16 protein-coding genes are annotated in these 20,179 nt (G+C 67.3%); 7 read left to right on the top strand and 9 right to left on the bottom strand.

Annotated elements, in window-relative coordinates; all coding sequences use genetic code 11:
- Positions 1-196 precede the first annotated feature (196 nt).
- Together msrB and QQL87_RS22725 are read right to left on the bottom strand one after the other, a co-directional pair.
- Complete coding sequence (gene msrB, locus QQL87_RS22730) at positions 197-700, bottom strand: peptide-methionine (R)-S-oxide reductase MsrB (protein ID WP_284420904.1); 504 nt, start codon at positions 698-700, stop codon at positions 197-199.
- A gap of 93 nt (positions 701-793) precedes the next feature.
- Positions 794-2,221 (bottom strand): NAD(P)/FAD-dependent oxidoreductase, encoded by a 1,428-nt coding sequence (locus QQL87_RS22725; protein ID WP_284420905.1) that lies wholly within the window; start codon positions 2,219-2,221, stop codon positions 794-796.
- A 105-nt stretch (positions 2,222-2,326) separates the two neighbouring features.
- On the opposite strand from QQL87_RS22725, the gene QQL87_RS22720 reads away from it, so the two are divergent.
- The gene (locus QQL87_RS22720) at positions 2,327-2,866 is read left to right on the top strand and encodes a SixA phosphatase family protein (protein ID WP_284420906.1); all 540 of its coding nucleotides are present in this window, start codon (positions 2,327-2,329) and stop codon (positions 2,864-2,866) included.
- 51 nt (positions 2,867-2,917) lie between these two features.
- Positions 2,918-3,343: a universal stress protein gene (locus QQL87_RS22715; protein WP_284420907.1), complete on the top strand. Its 426-nt coding sequence runs from the start codon at positions 2,918-2,920 to the stop codon at positions 3,341-3,343.
- A 310-nt stretch (positions 3,344-3,653) separates the two neighbouring features.
- Here QQL87_RS22715 and QQL87_RS22710 read toward each other — a convergent pair whose 3' ends face one another.
- Both QQL87_RS22710 and QQL87_RS22705 read right to left on the bottom strand, forming a co-directional pair.
- Positions 3,654-4,241 carry a YdcF family protein gene (locus tag QQL87_RS22710; protein WP_284420908.1) on the bottom strand — a complete coding sequence of 196 codons (588 nt, stop codon included), beginning with the start codon at positions 4,239-4,241 and terminating at the stop codon, positions 3,654-3,656.
- Positions 4,242-4,327: 86 nt separating this feature from the next.
- Complete coding sequence (locus QQL87_RS22705; RefSeq protein WP_284420986.1) at positions 4,328-4,918, bottom strand: hypothetical protein; 591 nt, start codon at positions 4,916-4,918, stop codon at positions 4,328-4,330.
- A 48-nt stretch (positions 4,919-4,966) separates the two neighbouring features.
- Here QQL87_RS22705 and QQL87_RS22700 point away from each other — a divergent pair, with 48 nt between their 5' ends.
- Positions 4,967-5,407 (top strand): hypothetical protein, encoded by a 441-nt coding sequence (locus tag QQL87_RS22700; protein WP_284420909.1) that lies wholly within the window; start codon positions 4,967-4,969, stop codon positions 5,405-5,407.
- Positions 5,408-5,478: 71 nt separating this feature from the next.
- Here QQL87_RS22700 and QQL87_RS22695 read toward each other — a convergent pair whose 3' ends face one another.
- Entirely contained in the window at positions 5,479-5,985 is a 507-nt protein-coding gene (locus QQL87_RS22695) for a YciE/YciF ferroxidase family protein (RefSeq protein ID WP_284420910.1), read from the bottom strand.
- A gap of 399 nt (positions 5,986-6,384) precedes the next feature.
- Here QQL87_RS22695 and QQL87_RS22690 point away from each other — a divergent pair, with 399 nt between their 5' ends.
- Both QQL87_RS22690 and QQL87_RS22685 read left to right on the top strand, forming a co-directional pair.
- Entirely contained in the window at positions 6,385-7,476 is a 1,092-nt protein-coding gene (locus QQL87_RS22690; protein WP_284420911.1) for a lysylphosphatidylglycerol synthase transmembrane domain-containing protein, read from the top strand.
- 107 nt (positions 7,477-7,583) lie between these two features.
- On the top strand, positions 7,584-9,533 hold the full coding sequence (locus tag QQL87_RS22685) for an SGNH/GDSL hydrolase family protein (RefSeq protein WP_284420912.1): 1,950 nt from the start codon (positions 7,584-7,586) through the stop codon (positions 9,531-9,533).
- 686 nt (positions 9,534-10,219) lie between these two features.
- On the opposite strand, the gene QQL87_RS22680 is transcribed toward QQL87_RS22685, so the two are convergent.
- Complete coding sequence (locus tag QQL87_RS22680) at positions 10,220-10,825, bottom strand: DUF2147 domain-containing protein (protein ID WP_284420987.1); 606 nt, start codon at positions 10,823-10,825, stop codon at positions 10,220-10,222.
- 171 nt (positions 10,826-10,996) lie between these two features.
- On the bottom strand, positions 10,997-12,025 hold the full coding sequence (locus QQL87_RS22675; protein ID WP_284420913.1) for an NAD(P)/FAD-dependent oxidoreductase: 1,029 nt from the start codon (positions 12,023-12,025) through the stop codon (positions 10,997-10,999).
- 176 nt (positions 12,026-12,201) lie between these two features.
- On the opposite strand from QQL87_RS22675, the gene QQL87_RS22670 reads away from it, so the two are divergent.
- On the top strand, positions 12,202-12,669 hold the full coding sequence (locus tag QQL87_RS22670) for an acyl-CoA thioesterase (RefSeq protein WP_284420914.1): 468 nt from the start codon (positions 12,202-12,204) through the stop codon (positions 12,667-12,669).
- Between the two features lie 46 nt (positions 12,670-12,715).
- Here QQL87_RS22670 and QQL87_RS22665 read toward each other — a convergent pair whose 3' ends face one another.
- Positions 12,716-13,036: a 2Fe-2S iron-sulfur cluster-binding protein gene (locus tag QQL87_RS22665; RefSeq protein ID WP_284420915.1), complete on the bottom strand. Its 321-nt coding sequence runs from the start codon at positions 13,034-13,036 to the stop codon at positions 12,716-12,718.
- A gap of 84 nt (positions 13,037-13,120) precedes the next feature.
- Complete coding sequence (locus QQL87_RS22660; RefSeq protein ID WP_502871205.1) at positions 13,121-13,465, bottom strand: Hpt domain-containing protein; 345 nt, start codon at positions 13,463-13,465, stop codon at positions 13,121-13,123.
- Between the two features lie 409 nt (positions 13,466-13,874).
- Here QQL87_RS22660 and QQL87_RS22655 point away from each other — a divergent pair, with 409 nt between their 5' ends.
- Entirely contained in the window at positions 13,875-19,643 is a 5,769-nt protein-coding gene (locus QQL87_RS22655; protein WP_284420917.1) for an apolipoprotein A-IV repeat region-like domain-containing protein, read from the top strand.
- Positions 19,644-20,179 lie beyond the last annotated feature (536 nt).

Below are 20,179 nucleotides of genomic sequence, written 5' to 3'. Positions count from 1 at the left end.
CAATGAGTTGGGAAACAACAACGTCAAAAAACCGGCATCAAAAGTGGTGAACAATTGCCGAGCCGGCAGTTCTTGCCGGGCCGGACGCGTCAAATCGCGCTCCGACCTGGCTGCGTGTCACAGCCTGCCGGCGCGTCGTCAGACCCGCTCTTGAGGTCTTGAACGGACGTGCCGGCAAATCCAGGCGCAGTTTTTTTCAGGTCGACGACGAGCTCGCCGGGTGGAACACCAGCGACAATCCGTCCATGCAGTAGCGCAGGCCGGTCGGCTTCGGGCCGTCGTCGAAGACGTGGCCGAGATGGCCGCCGCAGCGGCGGCAATGCGCCTCGGTCCGGATCATGCCGTAGGTCTTGTCCTGGCGGGTGGCGACCGCGTTGTCGAGCGCCTTGAAGAAGCTCGGCCAGCCGGTGCCGCTGTCGAACTTGGTGTCCGAGGCGAACAGCGGCAGGTCGCAGCCGGCGCAGGCGAAGGTGCCCTTGCGGTGCTCCTTGAGCAACGGGCTGGTCCAGGGCCGCTCGGTGCCCTCCTTGCGCAGGATGTCGAACTGCTCCGGCGTCAGCTGGGCGCGCCACTCGGCCTCGGTCTTCTCGATCTCGAACGTCTCGGCGGCGCGCGCCGGTGCGGAGCCGCCGAGCCAGCGCAGGGCGGCAAATCCGAACAGTCCGGCGGTTGTCGTGAGCATCATGCGGCGGTCGATCATGGTTGTCTCCGTACGGCGGTGGTTACCGGATCTACGGATGAGAATCCGCTAAGTTACGTCGGGCGCAGCTTCAAGGCCTCACTTTGTCGCGAGCTACCCGCCCTCCCCGGCATCGGGACGGCGGGTCAGGTCCGATGGCTGCGGCCGCAGCGGCAGGCGCGAGCCGGGACGCTGCGCCGCCTGGCGGCGGGCTTCGGTCGCGCGCGCCTCGCGGACGCGCTCCTGCACCCGCGCCCGCTCGCGATGCCGTGCCAGGGTACCGGCAGCCGCCGCGCGGCCGCGGACCCAGAGATTGACGACGTGACCGGCCACCCGACCGCTGACCCCCCCGGCCCAGACCAGCTCGAACGGCGAGAATAGCTTCCAGCGGTCGTCGCCGGCGAACATGCCCTGCGCGATCAGCTGCCCGGCCATGGCCGAGGTGTTCATCCCCTGCCGGCCGAAGCCGCTGGCGACCCACAGGCCTTTGCGCAACTGCCCGATCTGCGGCATGCCGTGCACGGTCTGGCCGGTGACGCCGCCGAAGGTGTCCGTGATCTCGACCCGGCCGAGCTGCGGAAACACGGTGCGGATCCGGCGCTGCAGCGCCGCGGCGAAGCCGCTCGGCCGCGCATCCCAGGTCGTCTCCGGGCTCGCCCACATCAGCCGGTCGCCGTCGACGACGCGGAAATGATCGATGCCGTCGGTGTCGCTGACCGAACCCTTGAAGGCGATCGCCTCCGCCAGGGCCGCGCCAAGCGGCGCGGTGACGCCGCCATAGCGCCACACCGGCAGCAAGGTATCCGACAGCTTCTGCAGCGGCGCGCCGAGATGAATGTTGCCGGCCAGCACGATGTGCGAGGCCCGCATCCGCGCCGACGGCGTCACGATGCGCTTGCGCACGCCCGACGCATCGATGCTGACCACCGGCGTGTCCTCGAAGATCCGCGCGCCGGCCTTGTGTGCTAGCCGCGCCAGCGCATGGACATAGGCGCGACCGTCGAGCTGAAACGCCTTGGGGAAGAACACGCCATGGAAATAGCGGCCGGTCTTGAGCTCGGTCCGGACCCGCTCGACCTGCCAGCCCTCGACCTCGGTGTCGAAATCCTCGTGCAGCATCTGCAGCCGGCGGATGAGGGCATCGCCGGCATCGACGTTGGAGACCTCGAGCGCGCCCTCGCTGAGCCCAATGCCCGGCATCGCGGCCGCCTGGGTGCGGATGAACTCGGCGCCGGTCCCCGACAGCGCCCACAGCGCGCGCGCCCGCTCCAGCCCGACGCGCTCGATCAGGTCCGGCAGCGCCAGGTCGAACCCGGGCAGCACGGTGCCGATCATGTGGCCGGATGCGTTCCAACCGACGTGGCGGCCTTCCAGCACCGCGACGCTGGCGCCCTGCCGGGCGGCGCAGAGCGCCGTGGTCAGCCCGGCCAGCCCCGCCCCGACCACGCAGACATCGACGTCGAGGTCGAAATTCAGCCGGGTCCGGGCCACCGCACCTGCGGCATCGGCGTCATCGATCGCGCTTGTGAAAGTCTCGCTCATGGCGTTTTCTTAGCGAACCCTGTGCCGGACGTCATGACGCTTTTAATGGCGATAAAGAGACGTGGTACAGCCTGATCCAGCCTGACCGATTCGAGACCGGAATCCATGCGCCGACTGATGCTGCTGCGCCACGCCAAGACCGAGACTGACGCGCCGTCGGGCCGTGACCAGGACCGCCGTCTCGACGAGCGCGGGCACCAGGATGCCGCCATGATCGGCGATTTCATCGCCAGCCATCCACCGGTGCCGCAACTCGTGCTGGTCTCGACCGCGGTGCGGGCGCAGCAGACCTGGGAGTTCGCCTTCGCGGCGATGCAGGATCGGATCACCGCGCCGCAGGTCGAATCCGTGCCGGACCTGTACGCCGCCGAGCCGGTGCAGATCCTGCATCAGATCCGCCTCGCCGCCGTGCCCGATCCGGAGCAGCTGTTGATCGTCGGCCACAATCCCGGCATTCACGAATTGGCGCTGGCGCTGACCGGCCAGGGCGATGCCGACGCCCGCCAGGAGCTGATGCGCAACATGCCGACCGCAGGGCTCGCGGTGCTCGATTTCGACACCGACGATTGGGGCGATGTCAGCTTCACGCGCGGCAATCTCCTGACGTTCGTCACGCCGAAGCTGCTCAAGCAGGGCTCGGATTGACACGCCGGTCAGGCCGGGCGCGTAATGCCGGCGGACAGAGGAGGCGCTTCGATGTTCAATTCGATTCTGGTTCCGATCGATCTGGCCGATACCGACCTCGCCAAGCCCGCCATCGCCACCGCCGCGACCCTGGCGCAGACCTGGAGCGGCACGGTGCATCTCCTGAACGTGATGCCGATGACGCCGGTGATGCTCGCCGAATACGTGCCCGCGGATTTCGACGCGCAGCAGCGCGAGACCGCCGAGGAAGCGCTCTCGATCGTGGCCCGCGAATCCGGCATCCCGGCCGAGCGCATCAGCTACACCGTGCGCCAGGGCGGCATCTATCACGAGATCCTCGAGGAGGCGGCCAAGGTCAAGGCCGACCTCATCGTCATGACCTCGCACCGCCCGGCCATGCGCACCTACTTTCTGGGCAGCAACGCCGGCCATGTCGTGCGCTACGCGAAATGCTCGGTGCTGGTGGTGAGGCCGTGAGACACGGAGAACCGCGGCGCAGCCTCTCTGCGTAGGGTGGGCAAAGGCGCGCCCGAGAAAATTTGTTTGTCCGCGCTATCTGAGCGCGCCGTGCCCACCGTCTTGCGCGGAAAGATGCTTGGTGGGCACGACATCGCGTGGCTCGCGCCACACGATGTCTTTGCCCACCCTACGGACTAATAGTGACCGCCGCCGTCATTGCGAGCGCAGCGAAGCAATCCAGGGCCGCACGACGATTCTGGATTGCTTCGTCGCTTCGCTCCTCGCAATGACGGAGCTTGTTGCTGACATTCGCGCGTCGCTCCTGAGATCAAGGCCATTCCGCAATAAACCCCTTCGCCTTGTACGGCTCGATCTTGTCCCATTCGCTGAGCACGCGGCGGCGGAAATCGGGATGGGTGTGCCAGAGGTGGCGCGGCACGCCGAAGCCATCGACCGTCAGCAGCATCTTCTCGACCTCGGGCCAGTGCCGCTGCACCGTCATGGCGTAGCGCCGCGCGGTCCAGCTGTTGCCGAGGCAGATCAGGGTGCGAACATTGGCGAGACCGAGCGCGGCGTCGATCACCGGCAGCGAGAACAGAACGTTCTCGCCGGTGTTCATCGCGCGGTGCTCCTCGAGGATGCGCTCGGCCGGAATGCCGCGCCTGACCATGGCGGCCTTGATCAGCGCGCATTCGGACGCGTCAGCGCCCGGCGTGATGCCGCCGCTGACGAGGGCATGGCGAAAATAGCCCTGCTGCCACAGCACGGCCGCCGTCTCCGCGCGAAGCTCCTCGTCGACGCGGGTGCCGAACACGAACAGGAGATCCGCCGGCCGCAGCGGGGTGTCGGCGAAATGCCGCGCATTGATCGCGGCAATCTCGGTGGCGTCGGGCAAGCGCAGCGCGCGATCCTGCATCGTCTTTCTCCGGGCGCCTGCCCATCCTGACATGGCGCGCCGGTGCCGCGTGGTCACATTCGATCACCTGATATGACGCCGCGTGATCACGGCAGCAGCACGGCTGGAATGTCGGCGAAGGAGTAGCTGCGCGGCTGGTTGCGGCTGATGAAGCCGCCGACATACCAGGCGAACATCGCGGCAAAGCCGACCAGGAACAGCGCCGCCGACCACTCGCCGATGACCAGCGCCCGCAGCAGCAGGCCGGCCATCGCGACGGCGAGAATCGCGATCGTGGCGAGCGCCGCGCCATAGGTGAAGCGGCCGAGGCCTGCGGTCAGCTGCGCGGTGCTGCCGCAGGCGGCGAGCCGCGCATGAAGGCCGACGATGAAGGCGCGATAGGCCTCGCTCTGCGGCGCCATCAGCGTGGCGGTCTGCCAGGAGACCGAGATGACGCTGAGGCGGCGACCGGCCCGGTCGACGATGTCGGCGCGGAAGCGCCTGGCCTGCATCGACACCGGCCGGTAGGACAGCCGGATCGCGGCGATCTCAGCATAAGGCCACAGGCCGGTGCGGCCGGCGAACCGCCACGCCAGGCCCTGCCCGGTCAGCTCGAACTGCTGCGCGGCGCCGATCAGCGACGCCTTGTAGGCGTAGCGGATGACGTCATCAGCTGCTGTGGTGGTGTGCTCGGAAATGGATCGGTCCTGTTGCGTTGCCCGCGCGCCTTATCCTACAAACGGAGGATGAGCGAAACGATGCATTTTCCCCGCCACCTGATCCTGGCCGGTGCGATGGCCGCCGGCGTGCTGCTGGCGCTGGCGGTGCACATTCTCGTCGCCCAATATGGGCTCGATCTCGGCGGCCTCTGGCAGACCCAAGGGCAAGGCGACGGCTTCATGCCGGCGGGCTCGGCGATCGCCTGGTGGCTGATCGCGACCGTCGGCTTCTCCTCCGGCTATTTCATCGCCAGCATCCTGCACAGCGCGGTCGCCGGCGAGATCCCGCAGCGCCTGCGCAATTTTCTGGTCGTGGCCGGCGTGCTGATGCTCGCCGGCATCGGCCAGGCGCTCTCGGGGTCCAGCCCGGTGCCGTCGGTCTCCGGCGTGCTGGCCGGTCTCGCCGCGCTGTGTCTCGGCGCCCTGATGGCCTTCTGCGGCGCCAATTTCGCGCTGCGCAAGACCTGACCCGCGACATCCGGATGTGACGACGCCGCGCGGGAGACCCGCGCGGCGTTTTGTCTCATCAGGTCGCTCGATCAGCTGGCGGCTCGCAGATTGACGGTGGTCTCGGCGAGCTTGGTCAGCTTCTGGTCGGTCGCCTTCTCCTCGTCGAGCGTCTTCTGCAGCACGGCGGCGCAGTCGGTGCGTCCGAGCTGCTTGGACCATGCCACGAGGCTGCCGTAGCGCGTGATCTCGTAATGCTCGGCCGCCTGGGCGGCGTTGATCAGGGCTGCGTCCAGCACGGCCTTGTCGTCGACCTCGCCTGCGACCTCCTCGGCCTCCTCGATGATGCCGTCGATGGCCGGACAATCGACCGCCTTGGGAGCGATGCCGTGCATCTTGAACACCTGCTCGAGGCGCGTCACATGCGTCTTGGTTTCGTCGAGATGGGTCAGAAAGCCCTGCTTGAGCTGCTTGTCGGTGGCCTTCTCGGCCATCTTGGGCAGCGCCTTGATGAGCTGGTTCTCGGCGTAATAGATGTCCTGCAGCTGATGCACGAACAGATCGTTCATCGTCTTGATGTCTTTGGTGAAGAGTCCCATTTACCACCTTGTCCTGTGTTGGTTCGGAACACGGCTCGTCCCGCCCGACTGATCTCGGCCGTGTTCGCTTGCACCCCGCGGGCGGCTAACCGGGTGATGCGGCCGTTGTTCCTGGCCGGTGACTGGCGGGTGATACTTGCCGTAGGAACCCGATCTCGCGGCAGGTTTGCGTGAACCTGGCCGGTAACCATTGGGACCGAACTGAGGCGGACGGCGCGTTCCGAGCTATGTGACCGGAGTGTGACAGACCCGCAAAGCGAAGTCGGAGCTGCGCTGTGTCAAGGACTGCACAAGGCGCGCGTTTTAGCTTAAGGAACAGGCGGTCAAGAATTGCCCGCCACGTCGATCAATGGTTTCGCCCGTTTTCCAAGATTTAGTGCCGCCCCGCCGGGAGGATGAATGCAGCGCCTGCTGACCACGCTGTCGCGTGGCTTCAAGAAATGGATCGGCTGGAAGCGGCTGGGGATTGCAGCGAGCCTGGCGATCATCGCCTTCGCGATCACCACGCTCGTCCGCACGCTGAAGGGCGTCGACGGCGGCGTGATCCTGACCGCATTGACCGAGATCCCGCCCGGTCACATCGCGCTCGCGGCCTTGTGTGTGGTCGGCGCGTTCTGCACGCTGACGTTCTACGACTATTTTGCGCTGCGAACGATCGGCAAGAAGCACGTGCCCTATCGCATCGCCGCGATGAGCGCCTTCACCAGCTATTCGATCGGCCACAACATCGGCGCCACCGTGTTCACCGGCGGCGCCATCCGCTTCCGGATCTATTCGGACTATGGCCTGTCCGCCATCGACGTCGCCAAGATCTGCTTCCTGTCGGGACTGACCTTCTGGCTCGGCAATCTGTTCGTGCTCGGCATCGGCATGACCTTGCATCCCGCCGCCGCCACCTCCATGGACCAGCTGCCGCCGGCGGTGAACCAGCTGATCGCGGTCGGGATCATCCTGGCGATCTTCGCCTATCTCGGCTGGCTGGCCGTCGGCAAGAACCGCCGCCAACTCGGCCAGAACGGCTGGAAGGTGGTGCTGCCCTCGGCCCAGCTGACGCTCGTGCAGATCCTGATCGGCGTCGTCGATCTCGGCTTCTGCGCGCTGGCGATGTACCTGCTGGTGCCGTCGAACCCGCCGATCGACTTCCTGTCGCTGTCGGTGGTGTTCATCCTCGCCACCCTGCTCGGCTTTGCCAGCCATGCGCCGGGCAGCATCGGGGTGTTCGATGCCGCGATGCTGGTGGCGCTGCCGCAGTTCGGCCGCGAGCAGCTGCTGGCCACCCTGCTGGTGTTCCGGGTGCTGTATTTCGTGATCCCGTTCGCCTCGGCGATCTCGATCATGGGCATCCGGGAACTCTGGCTCAATGTCGTCAAGCCGTGGCAGGAACGGCGCCGGCTGCAATCGGCGGTCTCCGACGAGATCGCCGCCAAGCGCGTGTCGGCGACCGCGACCGCCGCGGTTCCGCAGCGGATCAAGCGCCACTCTCAGGGATGAATTGCCAAGGCTGACGTGTCGCTTCGAGCGAGAGTTGACAGCGGCTCGGTTGACGTTATCAGCCGCCCTCTTACTTCCGCCCCATCGCTCACGTGAATCCTCAGCAGATGATCCGCATGTCCCTTCGTCCGACGCTCGCCGGCTGCGTCCTCGCCGGCCTGCTCGCCGCTCTGGCGGTCACCGAGGCCGCCGCGCAGTTCGGCGCGGCACCGCCGCTGCAGATCAGCTGGGAGGTGCGCAACCGCTTCCGGCTGTTCCGCGAGGAGCGCGACTTCCTGCTGCACGTCGAGAGCACGCGCGACCGCTCCATTCTCGCCGCCGAGCAGGGCCTGGGCATCCAGAGCGACGGCCGCGGCTGGGCCCGCAACGTCGTCAACCGGCTGTGCATCGACCTCGCCGGCCGGGTCAACGAGCCCTGCACCCGCGACAACGTCAAAGAAAGCTACCTCACGCCGATCGATCATCCGGTCACCGCGCGCCTCACCGGCCCGGTTCCGGTCGGCGCCACCTGTGCCTGGTCGTTCGATGACGGCGACGGGCCGCAGACCTCGACCTTCGACTGCGCCGAGCCGGTCAATCTGCGCGTCCGCTACGGCCGGCAGACCGTCGCCAGCGTCGATGTCACGAGCCCCGACGGCACGCGGCAGGTCTCGACCGGGATCCAGGTGCGCGACGTCTTCATCGCCGGTCTCGGCGACAGCATCGCCGCCGGCGAAGGCAACCCGGACCGTCCGGTCGCGCTGGCCGACGACGGCTTCTGCTTCCGCTCCTATCTCGGCGGCCCGACCGCGCAATATTACCGGCCGAGCCGGGCCGGCTTCAAAGGCGGCCGCGCCTGCGAGGCGCCGGACACGCTGCAGAACTGGCAGAAATACGGCGCAGTGTGGTTCAACGCCGCCTGCCACCGCTCGCTTTACAGCTACCAGACCCGCACGGCGCTGGCGCTCGCGGTGCGCTACCCGCACGTCGCGGTGACCTATCTGCCGCTCGCCTGCACCGGCGCCACCATCGCCGACGGCCTGTTCGGCAGCCAGCGCGCGCGCGAATGCGTCCCGGGCCGCTCGGTCGCGACCTGCGCCGGCGGCGTCAACGGCCAGCTCGGCGAGCTGCGCGAGGCGCTGACCGCGGCCAAACGCCGCCAGCCGGACCGCCGGCTCGATCTCGTGCTGCTGTCGATCGGCGCCAACGACATCAACTTCTCCGGTCTCGTCGCCGACGTCATCGTCGACACGCCGACCGAGCGCACCCTGTTCAAGCGCTCCGGCGTGATCGGCTCGGTCGAGGAATCGCGCAGCGAGCTGGCGCGCGACCTGCCGCAGGGCTTTGCCAAGCTGCGCGAGGCGCTGAAGCCGCTGGTCGGCGATCTCTCGCACGTCATCTACACCTCCTACGGCAACCCGGCGCTGAGTGGCCCGGGCACGCCCTGCCCCGGCGGTCCGGCCGGCTTCGAGGTGCATCCCTCGTTCAATGCCAATCCGCAGCGGCTCGCCAATGTCGCGGGCTTCGTCGAGAACGAGTTCCTCCCCGCTTTGCGCGGACTCGCGCAATGCACCGCCGGCGTGCTGTGCCGCGACCCGCGCAGCGAGCGCATGAGCTTCGTCGACACGCACCAGCCGGCGTTCGCCCAGCACGGCTTCTGCGCGCGCTCGCCGCAGGATCCGCCGTTCGACCGTGAATGCTTCTCAGCCAATGGCGACAGCTTCGATCCGAACATCGTCAGCGCCGCCAACGAGCCGCTGTCGTGCGGCCGCGGCGCCAGCGAGTATCGGCCCTATCTGCCGCGCGCGCGCTGGATCCGCGACGCCAATGACAGCTACTTCTCGGCAATGACCTATCCGCAGGGATTGCCGGCGGCGATGCAGCCGTCAGACATCCACGATGCGAGCTGGGGCGTGCTGTCGGCCGTCTATGGCGGCGCCGTGCATCCGACCGCCGAAGGCCACGCCGCAATGGCCGACGCCGCGTTTCCGGCCGCTGCCGAGGTGCTCAACCTCGATGCGGCCGAGCCCAGCATCTCGAGCCAGCCGCTGCCGCCTGCGGGGGCAGTGCGAGAGTAGCTGCGCTCACCAGGGCGCAGCGAGCGAGTCGCCCGACGGGCCGTCGCCGGACGCGACCGATCGAGCTGCCGGCGCTGCCGGACCGCGTTCGCAAAACGCGAAATTCGGCAGCGCGGCCAGAGGGATCGCGCCACACGGCTCCGCGGCCGGAATTTTCCGGTTTCTTTTTTACAGAAATCATGCTCTCTTGACGCATCCCGTGCTCATGAGAGGGGCGGTTCGCGGTCGTCACGAGCGTGGAGCATGGGGATGCGGTGGGCGCCGTTGGTCGCAGCGTGATCTGATCATGCCGACGAACGACCGTGGCGCACGGTGAAGTCGTATGGTCCTGGCACCCCGACGCTGGTGCCAAGCGGGCGGTGATGATGATCCGCCCGTGACGGGGGCAATCAAGCCCGGTCCCCGGGGAGAGTACGTATAAGCCGTCAAACCATCGCGCAGGGAATGCCGGGATGTCTCGGCTGAACCTGTGGTGACTGCCGCCTGCTTTTCTTTCTGCAGGCGGGCCATGGGTGCGGCCAGCGCCCGGCATTCCCTGCGCCCTCTCACGATGGAGGGCCTTCTGACGATGCATCACTCGGGCGCCAGGCGCCGCGAGACCGCGACGGCATGTCGTCACGGACACCATGTCACAACGGACCTGACGTCATCACGGATGACGACGCGCAGGCGCGGATGTGGACGAACTACTTCGCCGGCGCCGGCTTCTTCATCATCGGCGCCTGCTTCGGCGCCGGAGCGGTGGCGGTCGTCGCCTGGGCCGGCAGGTACTTCGCGATGATCGCAGGGTCGATCTGCGCCATGTTGGTATCCGGCAGACGGGTCCAGGTCTCGTCCTTGCCGAACAGCGAGATGCCGAGGTAGCCGTGCAGGATCAGCGACTGCCCATCCGGAGTGACCCGCATATTGGCCTTCCAGATGTTGCCATCGCGCGGGTTGAGCACGTTGCCGCCCTCGTATTTCAGGCCCTCGCGCTTCATGTCGCGCACGAAGGAGATGCCGAGCACCGGCGCGTTCTTGCGATCGTCGGCGCACTTGGCACAGACCTCGTTGGGATCGTCGCCGGGACGCGGAAACGTCTTGGCGATCACGCCTTCGAACACGCCGTCATGATCGATGAACAGGAACCAGCCGACCGGCCTGCCGTCCTCGACCTTCTGCCACAGCCCGGCCGCGGTCGGTTCCGCCGCCAGCGCAGGCCGCGTCAGCAGCGCACCGGCCACGACGAGCGCGCCGATCGCGAGCTTCGTTACGGCAGGCATCAGCCGATGTCGGGGAAACGCATTCAGCATCATCATCTCACCTTGACCAAGTCACAAAATGAATGGCCGCACAGTACGGCCGTTTCGTGCATCGTTCCAGCCCATAACAGGTCTGGCGCGCCGGTGAAACCGGCACGCGCAGGAAACATTTCTTCACATTTGAGTTGGTCCGGCGGTGCCCGGTTCCATGGCACGAACGAATTAGTTGACGCCGAGCTTCTTCTGCAGGCTCGACGACGACGTCGTGTACTGGAACACCAGCCGCTTCTCCGGATACACGTAGCGGTGCGCCTTCTGCGCCATCAACGCCCCCTCGTGGAATCCGCACAGGATCAGCTTGATCTTGCCGGGATAGGTGTTGATGTCGCCGATGGCGAAGATGCCGGGCACGCTGGTCTCGAACGCCGAGGTCTCGACCGGAATGAGATTGTTCTCGAGCTTGATGTTCCAGTCGGCAACCGGGCCGAGCTTCATCGTCAGTCCGAAGAACGGCAGCATCATCTCGCAGGGCACGGTCTCGAGCGCGTTGTCGTTGCCCTTGATAGTCGCGGCGGAGAGCACGCCATTGGCGCCCTCCAGCGCGCTGACCTGGCCGATCCGCAGATCCATCTTGCCGGAGGCCACCAGCGCGCGCATCTGCTCGACGCTGTGGGGCGCGGCGCGGAAGTCGTCGCGCCGATGCACCAGCGTGATGCGCTTGGCGATCGGATGCAGGTTGAGCGTCCAGTCGAGCGCGGAATCGCCGCCGCCGACGATCATGACGTGCTTGTCGCGGAACTGCTCCATCTTGCGCACGGCGTAGTACACCGAGGTGCCTTCATAGGCCTCGATGCCGGGCACCGGCGGACGCTTCGGCTGGAACGAGCCGCCGCCGGCGGCGATCACGACGACCTTGCACTCGAACACCTTGCCGGCGTCGGTGGTGACGCGGAAACCGGGATCGCCGATCTTCTCCACGCTCGAGACCATCTCGCCGAGATGGAAGGTCGGGCTGAACGGCTTGATCTGCTCCATCAGCTGATCGGTCAGGCCCTGCCCCGTCACCATCGGCACGCCCGGAATGTCGTAGATCGGCTTCTCCGGATACAGCTCGGCGCACTGGCCGCCGGCCTTGTCGAGGATGTCGATCAGATGCGCCTTGATGTCGAGCAGCCCCAGCTCGAACACGGCAAACAGCCCGCAGGGCCCCGCGCCAATGATCAGCACATCGGTCTTGATCGCTTCGCTCATGTCGCTCTTCTCGTTGGGAGGCGCCGCTCGGAGATGGCGGCAGGTGGCGGTTCCGAATTTGTAGCCAACGAGGCGGTCACAGGGAAGGCACAAAAGCCAGGCCCCGCTCGCGCCCGCGGCTTGCAGCGGCGGGCTTAGCGAGGTTTGAAGGGAGCATGAATGATGGAGATCAATCGGTGACAGAGACGGCCCGCCGCGACCAGACGCCACGCCTGGAGGACTTCCCCTACCGCCTGACGGACAATGTCCGGTTCGGCGACCTCGACCCCAACCAGCACGTCAACAACGCGGTTTATGCGACCTATTTCGAGACCGGCCGGGTGACGCTGATGAAGGACCCGCGCTACGGCCTGACCCAGCCGGGGCTGGCCTGGATCATGGTGCGGCTCGACATGCATTTCCGCGCCGAGCTGCGCTGGCCGGGCACGATCGAGCTCGGCCTAGGGGTGGTGAAGCTGGGGCGAACGTCGGTGACCTGTGAGCAGGTCGTGTTCTCGGACGGCCGCTGCGTGGCCTCGGCGACCGCAGTCATGGTGCTGATCGACGAGGTGACGCGCAAGCCCGCGCCCCTGCCCCCTCAGCTCATCGAAGCGCTGCAGCCCTGGGTCCGCCGCGGCGTGACCATCGTACCGCCGGCGGCATAGGCCGGCGGAAATGGGGCGCGGCGGGATGAGGGCAGAAGGTGAAGGATCAGGCCTGGCGCTCGGGCGTCGCCACGACGAGGCCGTCGAGCTCGTCGGAGACCTTGATCTGGCAGGCGAGACGGGAGTTCGGCCGGACCTCGTAGCCGAAATCGAGCATGTCCTCTTCCATCGGGGTCGGCGGGCCGACCTTCTCGCGCCAGGCTTCGTCGACATAGACATGGCAGGTCGCGCAGGCGCAGGCGCCGCCACATTCGGCCTCGATGCCCGGGATGGCATTGCGAATTGCCGCTTCCATCACGGTCGCGCCGTTCTCGATATCAACGGTTCGGGATTCGCCGGTATGGTCGACAAAGGTGATCTTGGCCATGTGTGCTCGTGCTGCGCAGGAAATGAGGTCGGGCTGTCCTATAACGGACCGCTCCGCTCCGCGCTAGTGCTGCGGATGGCCGCTTCAGGCCGCGCCCAGCATGTCCGAAATCGCCGCGCGCGCCTGCGCCACGGAGGTCGCCAGCCAGGCCAGCGCATCGGCCGGATCGCCCTGCCGGAGCGCGACCTCGAGCCCTTCGGCCGCATCGGCGACGTCGAGCGCGCCGATGGCCCGGGCGGAGCCCTTCAGGGTATGGGCGACCGAGGCGGCATCCTCGGGGAGGACCTGCAGCCGCTCCAGCAGATGGACCGCCTGGGTCGAGAACATCGCGAGCACTTCCCGCTCCAGCGCGGTGTCGCCGAGCGTCATGCGCCTGAGCAGGTCGAGGCTGATCGGCCCGTCATCGGGAACCAGCGGGGGCGAGGGCATCCATTCGATCCGTGACAGGTCGGGAATCATGGCAGTCATCCGGTCCGGCGGGCGCGTCGCGCCCCTGTGGTCACCCAAGCACGACAATGGTTAATGCATTATTACCGGCACAATTGCCGCGGGTTTGCCGCGATTCCGGCCCGGCTCCGCCCCAATCACGGCCGAAACCGGAATTCGCAGAACTTGTAGGGTGTTAACGGCGGCGGTTGTTAACGATGATTAAGAATCTCTTAACCACGACCATTTCTTTCAACAGGCACAGCCAATAGGATGATCCCCGGATGGAGTGGGTCGCCTGGCGGAATTAGCCACCCCTGGTGCCTGCGAGGGATGCGTCCGGTTCGAGCGCTACGAGGCTACTCGTACGCGGCTCGCCGGATCGAAATTAAGACGAGGGCTCGGACTCAACATGGCGAACACCCCCAAAAAGGTCAAAGACCCGACTGAAGTTGCGCTGTCCGCCATTCAGGAGGCTTTGAACATCAGCGATACGTCCGCGCCCCAGGACCCATCGGGCTCGGTCCACGCTGACGGGGCGCCGCCGGTCATGCCGACCGGCGGATCCGCGTTCGATTCGTTCGACACCCGTCCGGGAGTCGACAACCGTAGCCTCGACGACATCGAACCGCCGCCGCTGGCGGTCCGCCGTCCCGCCAATGACGATCGCGAGACCATCGGCCAGCTGCTGCAGGCGATCCAGAAGGGCCGCCCGTCGCGTGGGGTCTATACGCTGGCAACCGCCTTTGCAGGCATCTGGATCGTCGGCTGCGTGCTGCTCACGATCGGCTTCCTGCCGTCGCTGCAGGCCCTGATCGGCCAGAGCGGCGGCGTGCTGGTGATGGCAGGCCTCGCCGCGGTCTTCTTCGCCCCGGTTCTGCTGTTCTATTTCCTCGCGAGCCTCGCCTGGCGCGGCCAGGAGCTGCGCATGATCGCGCAGTCGATGGCGCAGGTCGCGATCCGCTTCTCCGAGCCGGAGGGCGCGGTCAGCGATTCGATCGTGACCGTCGGCCAGGCCATCCGCCGCGAAGTCGCTGCGATGGGCGACGGCGTCGAGCGCGCGATCGCGCGCGCCGGCGAGCTCGAGATGCTGGTCGCCAACGAGGTCGCCGCGCTCGAGCGCGCCTACAGCGACAACGAGGTGCGCATCCGCGCCCTGCTCCAGGACATCGCCCATCAGCGCGACAACCTGGTCGGCCAGGCCGAGCAGGTCCGCAGCGCCATTTCCGGCGTGCAGATCGACCTCCGTCACGACATCGCGCTGATCTCGGACGCGATCGCCTCGCGCGTCGACGAGGTCGCCAAGAGCATCACCGGCGCGCTCGAAGAGCGCGGCGCCCACATCACGGCTGCGCTCGGCAATGCCGGCGACAACATGATCCTCGCGCTCGGCGAGCGCGGCGGCGACCTGCTCGACCGTCTCGAAGAGGCCAGTTCCGAGACCACCCGCGCCGTGCTCGACGCGTCCGAGCGGCTGACGACCAGCCTGAACTTCAAGACCGGCCACGTCCACGACGAGTTCGCCGATCTGTCCGACCGCGTCCACGAGATGCTCAACGAGCGCATCGACCGCATCACCAGCGAGTTCGAACAGCGCACGGCGGCGATCGTCGACGGCATCTCGGTGCGCACCGAGCAGGTCCACGATCAGCTCAAGGCCTCCGGCGAATCGCTGCTGCTGGAACTGGAGCTGCGCAGCGGTGACCTCGTCACCAAGATCGACGAGGCGAGCCAGCGCATGTCCGGCCACATCGTCACGTCAGGCGAGAAGGCGAGCGAGTCGCTCGACGCGACCGTCAATTCGCTGGTCGCCAAGGTCGTCAGCCAGACCGAGAGCACGCACGACACGCTGTCGCTGCAGATCAGCGCGTTCGACGAGCTGGTGAAGAACCAGGGCACCGAGCTCGCCGAGCGCTTCGCGCGCGACAGCTCGACCTTGGGCGCCCTGATCACCCGGCACATCACCGAGTTCGACCGCACCGTGAAGACCTATGGCGGCGAGATCGTCGAGCGCATGGGCCAGCGGACCCAGGAGATCTCCGACAATCTGAAGACCTATGTCGACACGTTCGACACCCGCCTGTCGTCCAACAGCGGAGAGATCACGGCGACGCTGGACCAGCGGCTGGGCCAGTTCGAGACCAATCTGCAGGCGCGCATCACCAATTTCGATTCCTCGCTCGATTCGAAGATCAAGACCTTCGACGACACCGTCGGGGGCCGTCTGAAGACGCTGGAGGAGAACTTCGACAACCGCGCGACCTCGGTCACCTCGACCATCGAGGGCCGCCTCGGCACGCTCTCGAACTCGCTGACCGATGGCGCGGCGCAGGTGCTGCACGCCATCGACTCGCGGCTGACGGTGCTGACCTCCTCGCTGACCGACGGCTCGGCGCAGGCGATCCAGTCGATCGATTCCCGCCTCAACATCCTGACCTCCTCGCTGACCGATGGCACCGACAAGGCGCTGGAAGCGATCGACCAGCGCATCGTCAGCCTCTCGAACATCATCGACGGCCGCAGCTACGAGCTGACCGAAGCCGTGACCGCGCGCTTCCAGGACATCCACCAGGGCATCGAGACCCGGGTCGGCTCGATCGCCAGCGAGATCGACCACCGCGTCTCGCAGTTCGAGGACCTCCTGGGCTCGCGCGTCGAGGCCGTGGCCGGCCGCATCGAAAGCAGCGGCCGCCAGGCGAGCGACGAGCTGATGACCCGGGCCGAGCTGCTGTCGGCCAGCATCAAGTCGCATGTCGAGGACGCCGAGCGCTCGCTGACCAATCTCGTGGTCAACACCAGCGAGACCATTCAGACCGGCGCGCGGTCGGCGCAGCAGGCGCTGCTCAACGTCTCGACCGACGTCGGCTCGCAGCTGAAGACCACGTCCGCCGAGGTCGAGCGCGCCCTCACCGACGCCGGCAGCAATGCGGCCAATGCCATCCTGACCAGCGCCCGCGAAGCCCAGTCCACGCTGGTCACGGCGTCGGGCGAAACCGCCGAGCAGATCAAGTCGCTGTCGGCCGATGTCGAGCGCACGCTGACGGCGGCAGGCTCGACCACCACCGCCTCGATCCTGGCCGGAGCCCGCGAGGTCCAGAATACGCTGGTCGCAGCCTCGGCCGATGCCGCGAGCCACGTGAAGTCGCTCGCCACCGACGTCGAGCAGGCGCTGACGGCGGCCGGTTCGGCCACGGCAGCCTCGATCCTCGCCGGCGCCCGCGAGGTTCAGAACACGCTGGTGTCGGCGTCCTCCAACGCCGCCGAGCACGTGAAGTCGCTCGCCGCCGACGTGCAGCGCTCGCTGACCGACGCCGGTACCGAGACCTCCGAGACCATCACGGCCGGTGCACGCGAGGCCCAGAGCGCCCTGCTCGCCGCTTCGCAGGAGGCCGCGGATCAGGTCAAGGCGCTCACGGTGGATGTGCAGCGCTCGCTCTCGATCGCGGGGACCACCACCGCGGAGACCATCACCAGCGGCGCCCGCGAGGCCCAGAGCACGCTGATCGGCGCGTCGTCGGAGGCAGCCAACCACGTCAAGTCGCTGGCGGCCGACGTGGAGCGCACGCTCGCCGCGGTCGGCACCAACACCGCCGCAACCATCGTCGGCAGCGCGCGCGACGCACAGTCCAAACTTGTGACCGCCTCGAGCGAGGCTGCCGACCACGTCAAGTCGCTGGCGATCGACGTCGAGCGGACGCTGGCCGCCGTCGGCACCACCACGGCCACGGTGATCATCGACAGCGCCCGCGAGGTGCAGTCCAAGCTGATCTCGGCCTCGACCGACGCGGCCGAGCAGGTCAAGTCGCTCGCTGTCGACGTCGAGCGGACCCTGTCGTCCGTGGGCGCCGATACGGCGACCTCGATCCTCAACAGCGCCCGCCAGGCCCAGATGTCGCTGACGGCAACGTCGGCCGACACCTCGGCCAGCCTGGTCGGCAGCGCCCGCGAAGCCCAGGCGGTGCTGACCACCACCACGACCGAGACGGTCGCCGTGATCGTCGCCGGCGCGCGCGAGGCGCAGAGCGTCTTGACGGCGACCTCGACCGATACGGCGGGCCAGCTCAAGGCGATCTCGACGGAGATCGAACGGTCGATCAACACGGTCGCAGCCAACACCACGGATGCGATCCAGAGCAGCGCGCTGAGCGCCCAGAGCGCGCTGGTCGCGGCCTCCAACGAGGTCTCGACCCGCGTGAAATCGACCTCGACCGAGATCGAGCGCTCCGTGCTCGCGGCCGGCAACTCGTTCGGCTCGGCCATGACCGGCAAGACCGACGAGATCGTCACCTATGTGCAGCAACAGAGCGAGCGGCTGTCGCAGATCCTCGACGGCAAGCGCGGCACCCTGGTCGAAACGCTCAACTCGAAGACCAACCAGCTCACGATCGAGATCGATCGCGTCACCACCGACGCCTTGAAGCAGATCGAGATGCGCGGCCAGGCGTTCGCCCAGACCGTCAACGGCAACGGCTCGGAGGTCGCCCGCACCATCACGTCCGCCGGCGAGCTCGCGACCACGGCGATCACCAAGTCGCTGAAGGATCTGGAGCAGGCCTCGCGTGCCGCGATCGAGCAGTCGCGCCAGGTCTCGGTCGCCGCGGTCACCGAGATGCAGGAGACGAGCAAGATCCTGCGCACCGACACCGTCGCCCTGTTCGAGCGTCTGCGCGAAGGCAACATCCTGCTGCAGGAGGTTCTCACCGGCGCGCACGACAACCTCAATTCGCTCGAGCGTGCCCTGGTCGCCCGCGTGGCCGATTTCGTCACCGCGATGAACGACGTCACGTCGCGCAACGGAACGGCGACGCAGACGCTCGAGGACCAGCTCAACGTCTTCAACTCGAAGACCTCGCGGGCGCTGCAGGATCTCAATTCGCTGTCCAGCCAGTTCGACGCCCATGGCAAGGCCCTGATCGAGGCTGCAGCCATCGTCGAGCAGAGCAACCGCGATGCGACGGTCTCGATTTCCGATCGCAAGACGACGCTGGAATCGCTGGTCACCACCATCGACCTGCGCACGGCCGATCTCGATCAGCGCCTGACCCGCTTCACCACCCTGCTCGACGAGTCGCTCGCCGCCGCCGAGGAGCGGGCGCGCGACATCGCCCGGGTCGTGGCGGAAACGGCCGGCGCCGGCTCCAACGCGCTCAGCCGTCAGTTCGAAGCCATCCGCTCCAATGCGGAAGAGGAACGCCGCCTCACCACGTCGCAGATGCAGGAGATCTACCAGCAGAGCACGCAGGAAGCCGATGCGATGTTCAAGCAGTCGGCGGAGAAGTTCGCCTCGCTGGTGTCCAGCATGAAGCAGATGACGGGAGAGATGCATCGCGAGCTCGAGGCGACGCGCAACGAGCTGCGCCGCGGCGTGCTGGAGATGCCGCAGGAGGCGGCCGAGAGCACGGCGCAGATGCGCAAGGTGATCGTCGACCAGATCGAGGCGTTGGCCGAGCTCAACCGGATCGTCGCCCATCACGGCCGCGGCCTCGACGTGGTCAGCACGTCGCGCCCCGCTGCCGTGGCGCCGCCGGCCGCCGTGATGCGGCAGGAAGAGCCGGTTCCGGTCGTGGCTGCAGCAGCCGTCGGCGGTCGTCCCGACATGCGCCTGCGCGAGCCGGCCGCGACCAGCGTCACCAACCTGCCGCCGCCGGATCTCGGCATGCAGCCGCCGGCCCCGCCGCCGCAGCCGCAACAGCCGCGCCGGGTCGAGGCGCCGCCGATGGGGCCGGCCGCCGATCAGCGCAGCGACAATTGGCTGTCCGACCTGCTCAACCGGGCCGACAACAGCACCGCCGGTCAGGCTCAGCCGCAGGCGCCGCGCGGCCGCGCACCGGCCGCGCAGCCGGGCAACCCGCTGGAGTCGCTGTCGCTCGACATCGCCCGCCTGATGGACCGCACGCTCGCAGCCGAGATGTGGGACCGCTATCAGCGCGGCGAGACCAAGGCGTTCTCCAAGCGGCTGTACACGCCCGCGGGGCAGAAGGCGTTCGACGAGGTCGCCCGCAAATATCGCGCCGACCGCACCTTCAAGCAGACGGTCGACCGCTACATCACCGAGTTCGAGCGGCTGCTCGACGAGGTCGCCCGCGACGACCGCAACCCGCAGGCGCTGCGCGCGCAGCTGACCTCCGAGACGGGCCTGGTCTACACCCTGCTCGCCCATGCCGCGGGACGACTGGCGTAACGGGGCGCGAATAGCGAACGGCCGAGTAGCCAATCAACGATGGACAAACAAACGGAGGCCGCGAGGCCTCCGTTTCGCGTTTGGGGGCGCAATGAAAGCTTCGTCGGCTTCGGCCGAGCCAGCTCAACGCCTGCGCTAAAGCGTGATGCAATTCGGTGGAAAAGGCATCATGCTCCAATCGATGATTGGGATGAGGTTGGGCGGCTGCTCCGTGTGACCGTGGCCACGTCTCCAACGATGACGGCAGGCGCCGCGATCTCCGTCTCACCCTTCCCTGGAGGGGAGGATCGATCGCGGGCGAGCGGGGTGGGGTGAAGCCGAGGAAACCGGTGCAAATGGAGAGATCACCCCCGGCTCGCATGCGCTTCGCGCATCTGAGCCGACCCTGCCCTCCAGGGGAGGGTGACAGCGGAACTCTCCTCCGAGCTGCGCGCTGCGGAATTGCGAACGTGCGCCGGGTGGTTTGATGAGAGCGTGGCTGCCGCGCACGATGCCTACGCCGGTAGACGTCAGAGCGGACGAACCACCATTCTGCC

It is taken from the genome of Bradyrhizobium sp. SSBR45G, assembly GCF_030159255.1.
In the GTDB taxonomy this organism is placed as follows: Bacteria; Pseudomonadota; Alphaproteobacteria; order Rhizobiales; family Xanthobacteraceae; genus Bradyrhizobium.
Note: the sequence above shows the minus strand (reverse complement) of the source record. Positions and strands in the feature narration are given on the sequence as shown.

Coding starts and splice junctions, on each gene's coding strand:
- QQL87_RS22690 (WP_284420911.1), top strand. CDS start 6,385: ATGCAGCGCCTGCTGACCACGCTGTCGCGTGGCTTCAAGAAATGGATC.
- QQL87_RS22665 (WP_284420915.1), bottom strand. CDS start 13,036: ATGGCCAAGATCACCTTTGTCGACCATACCGGCGAATCCCGAACCGTT.
- QQL87_RS22655 (WP_284420917.1), top strand. CDS start 13,875: ATGGCGAACACCCCCAAAAAGGTCAAAGACCCGACTGAAGTTGCGCTG.
- QQL87_RS22700 (WP_284420909.1), top strand. CDS start 4,967: ATGAGCGAAACGATGCATTTTCCCCGCCACCTGATCCTGGCCGGTGCG.
- msrB (WP_284420904.1), bottom strand. CDS start 700: ATGATCGACCGCCGCATGATGCTCACGACAACCGCCGGACTGTTCGGA.
- QQL87_RS22710 (WP_284420908.1), bottom strand. CDS start 4,241: ATGCAGGATCGCGCGCTGCGCTTGCCCGACGCCACCGAGATTGCCGCG.
- QQL87_RS22680 (WP_284420987.1), bottom strand. CDS start 10,825: ATGCTGAATGCGTTTCCCCGACATCGGCTGATGCCTGCCGTAACGAAG.
- QQL87_RS22675 (WP_284420913.1), bottom strand. CDS start 12,025: ATGAGCGAAGCGATCAAGACCGATGTGCTGATCATTGGCGCGGGGCCC.
- QQL87_RS22715 (WP_284420907.1), top strand. CDS start 2,918: ATGTTCAATTCGATTCTGGTTCCGATCGATCTGGCCGATACCGACCTC.
- QQL87_RS22695 (WP_284420910.1), bottom strand. CDS start 5,985: ATGGGACTCTTCACCAAAGACATCAAGACGATGAACGATCTGTTCGTG.
- QQL87_RS22660 (WP_502871205.1), bottom strand. CDS start 13,465: ATGCCCTCGCCCCCGCTGGTTCCCGATGACGGGCCGATCAGCCTCGAC.
- QQL87_RS22685 (WP_284420912.1), top strand. CDS start 7,584: ATGATCCGCATGTCCCTTCGTCCGACGCTCGCCGGCTGCGTCCTCGCC.
- QQL87_RS22725 (WP_284420905.1), bottom strand. CDS start 2,221: ATGAGCGAGACTTTCACAAGCGCGATCGATGACGCCGATGCCGCAGGT.
- QQL87_RS22720 (WP_284420906.1), top strand. CDS start 2,327: ATGCGCCGACTGATGCTGCTGCGCCACGCCAAGACCGAGACTGACGCG.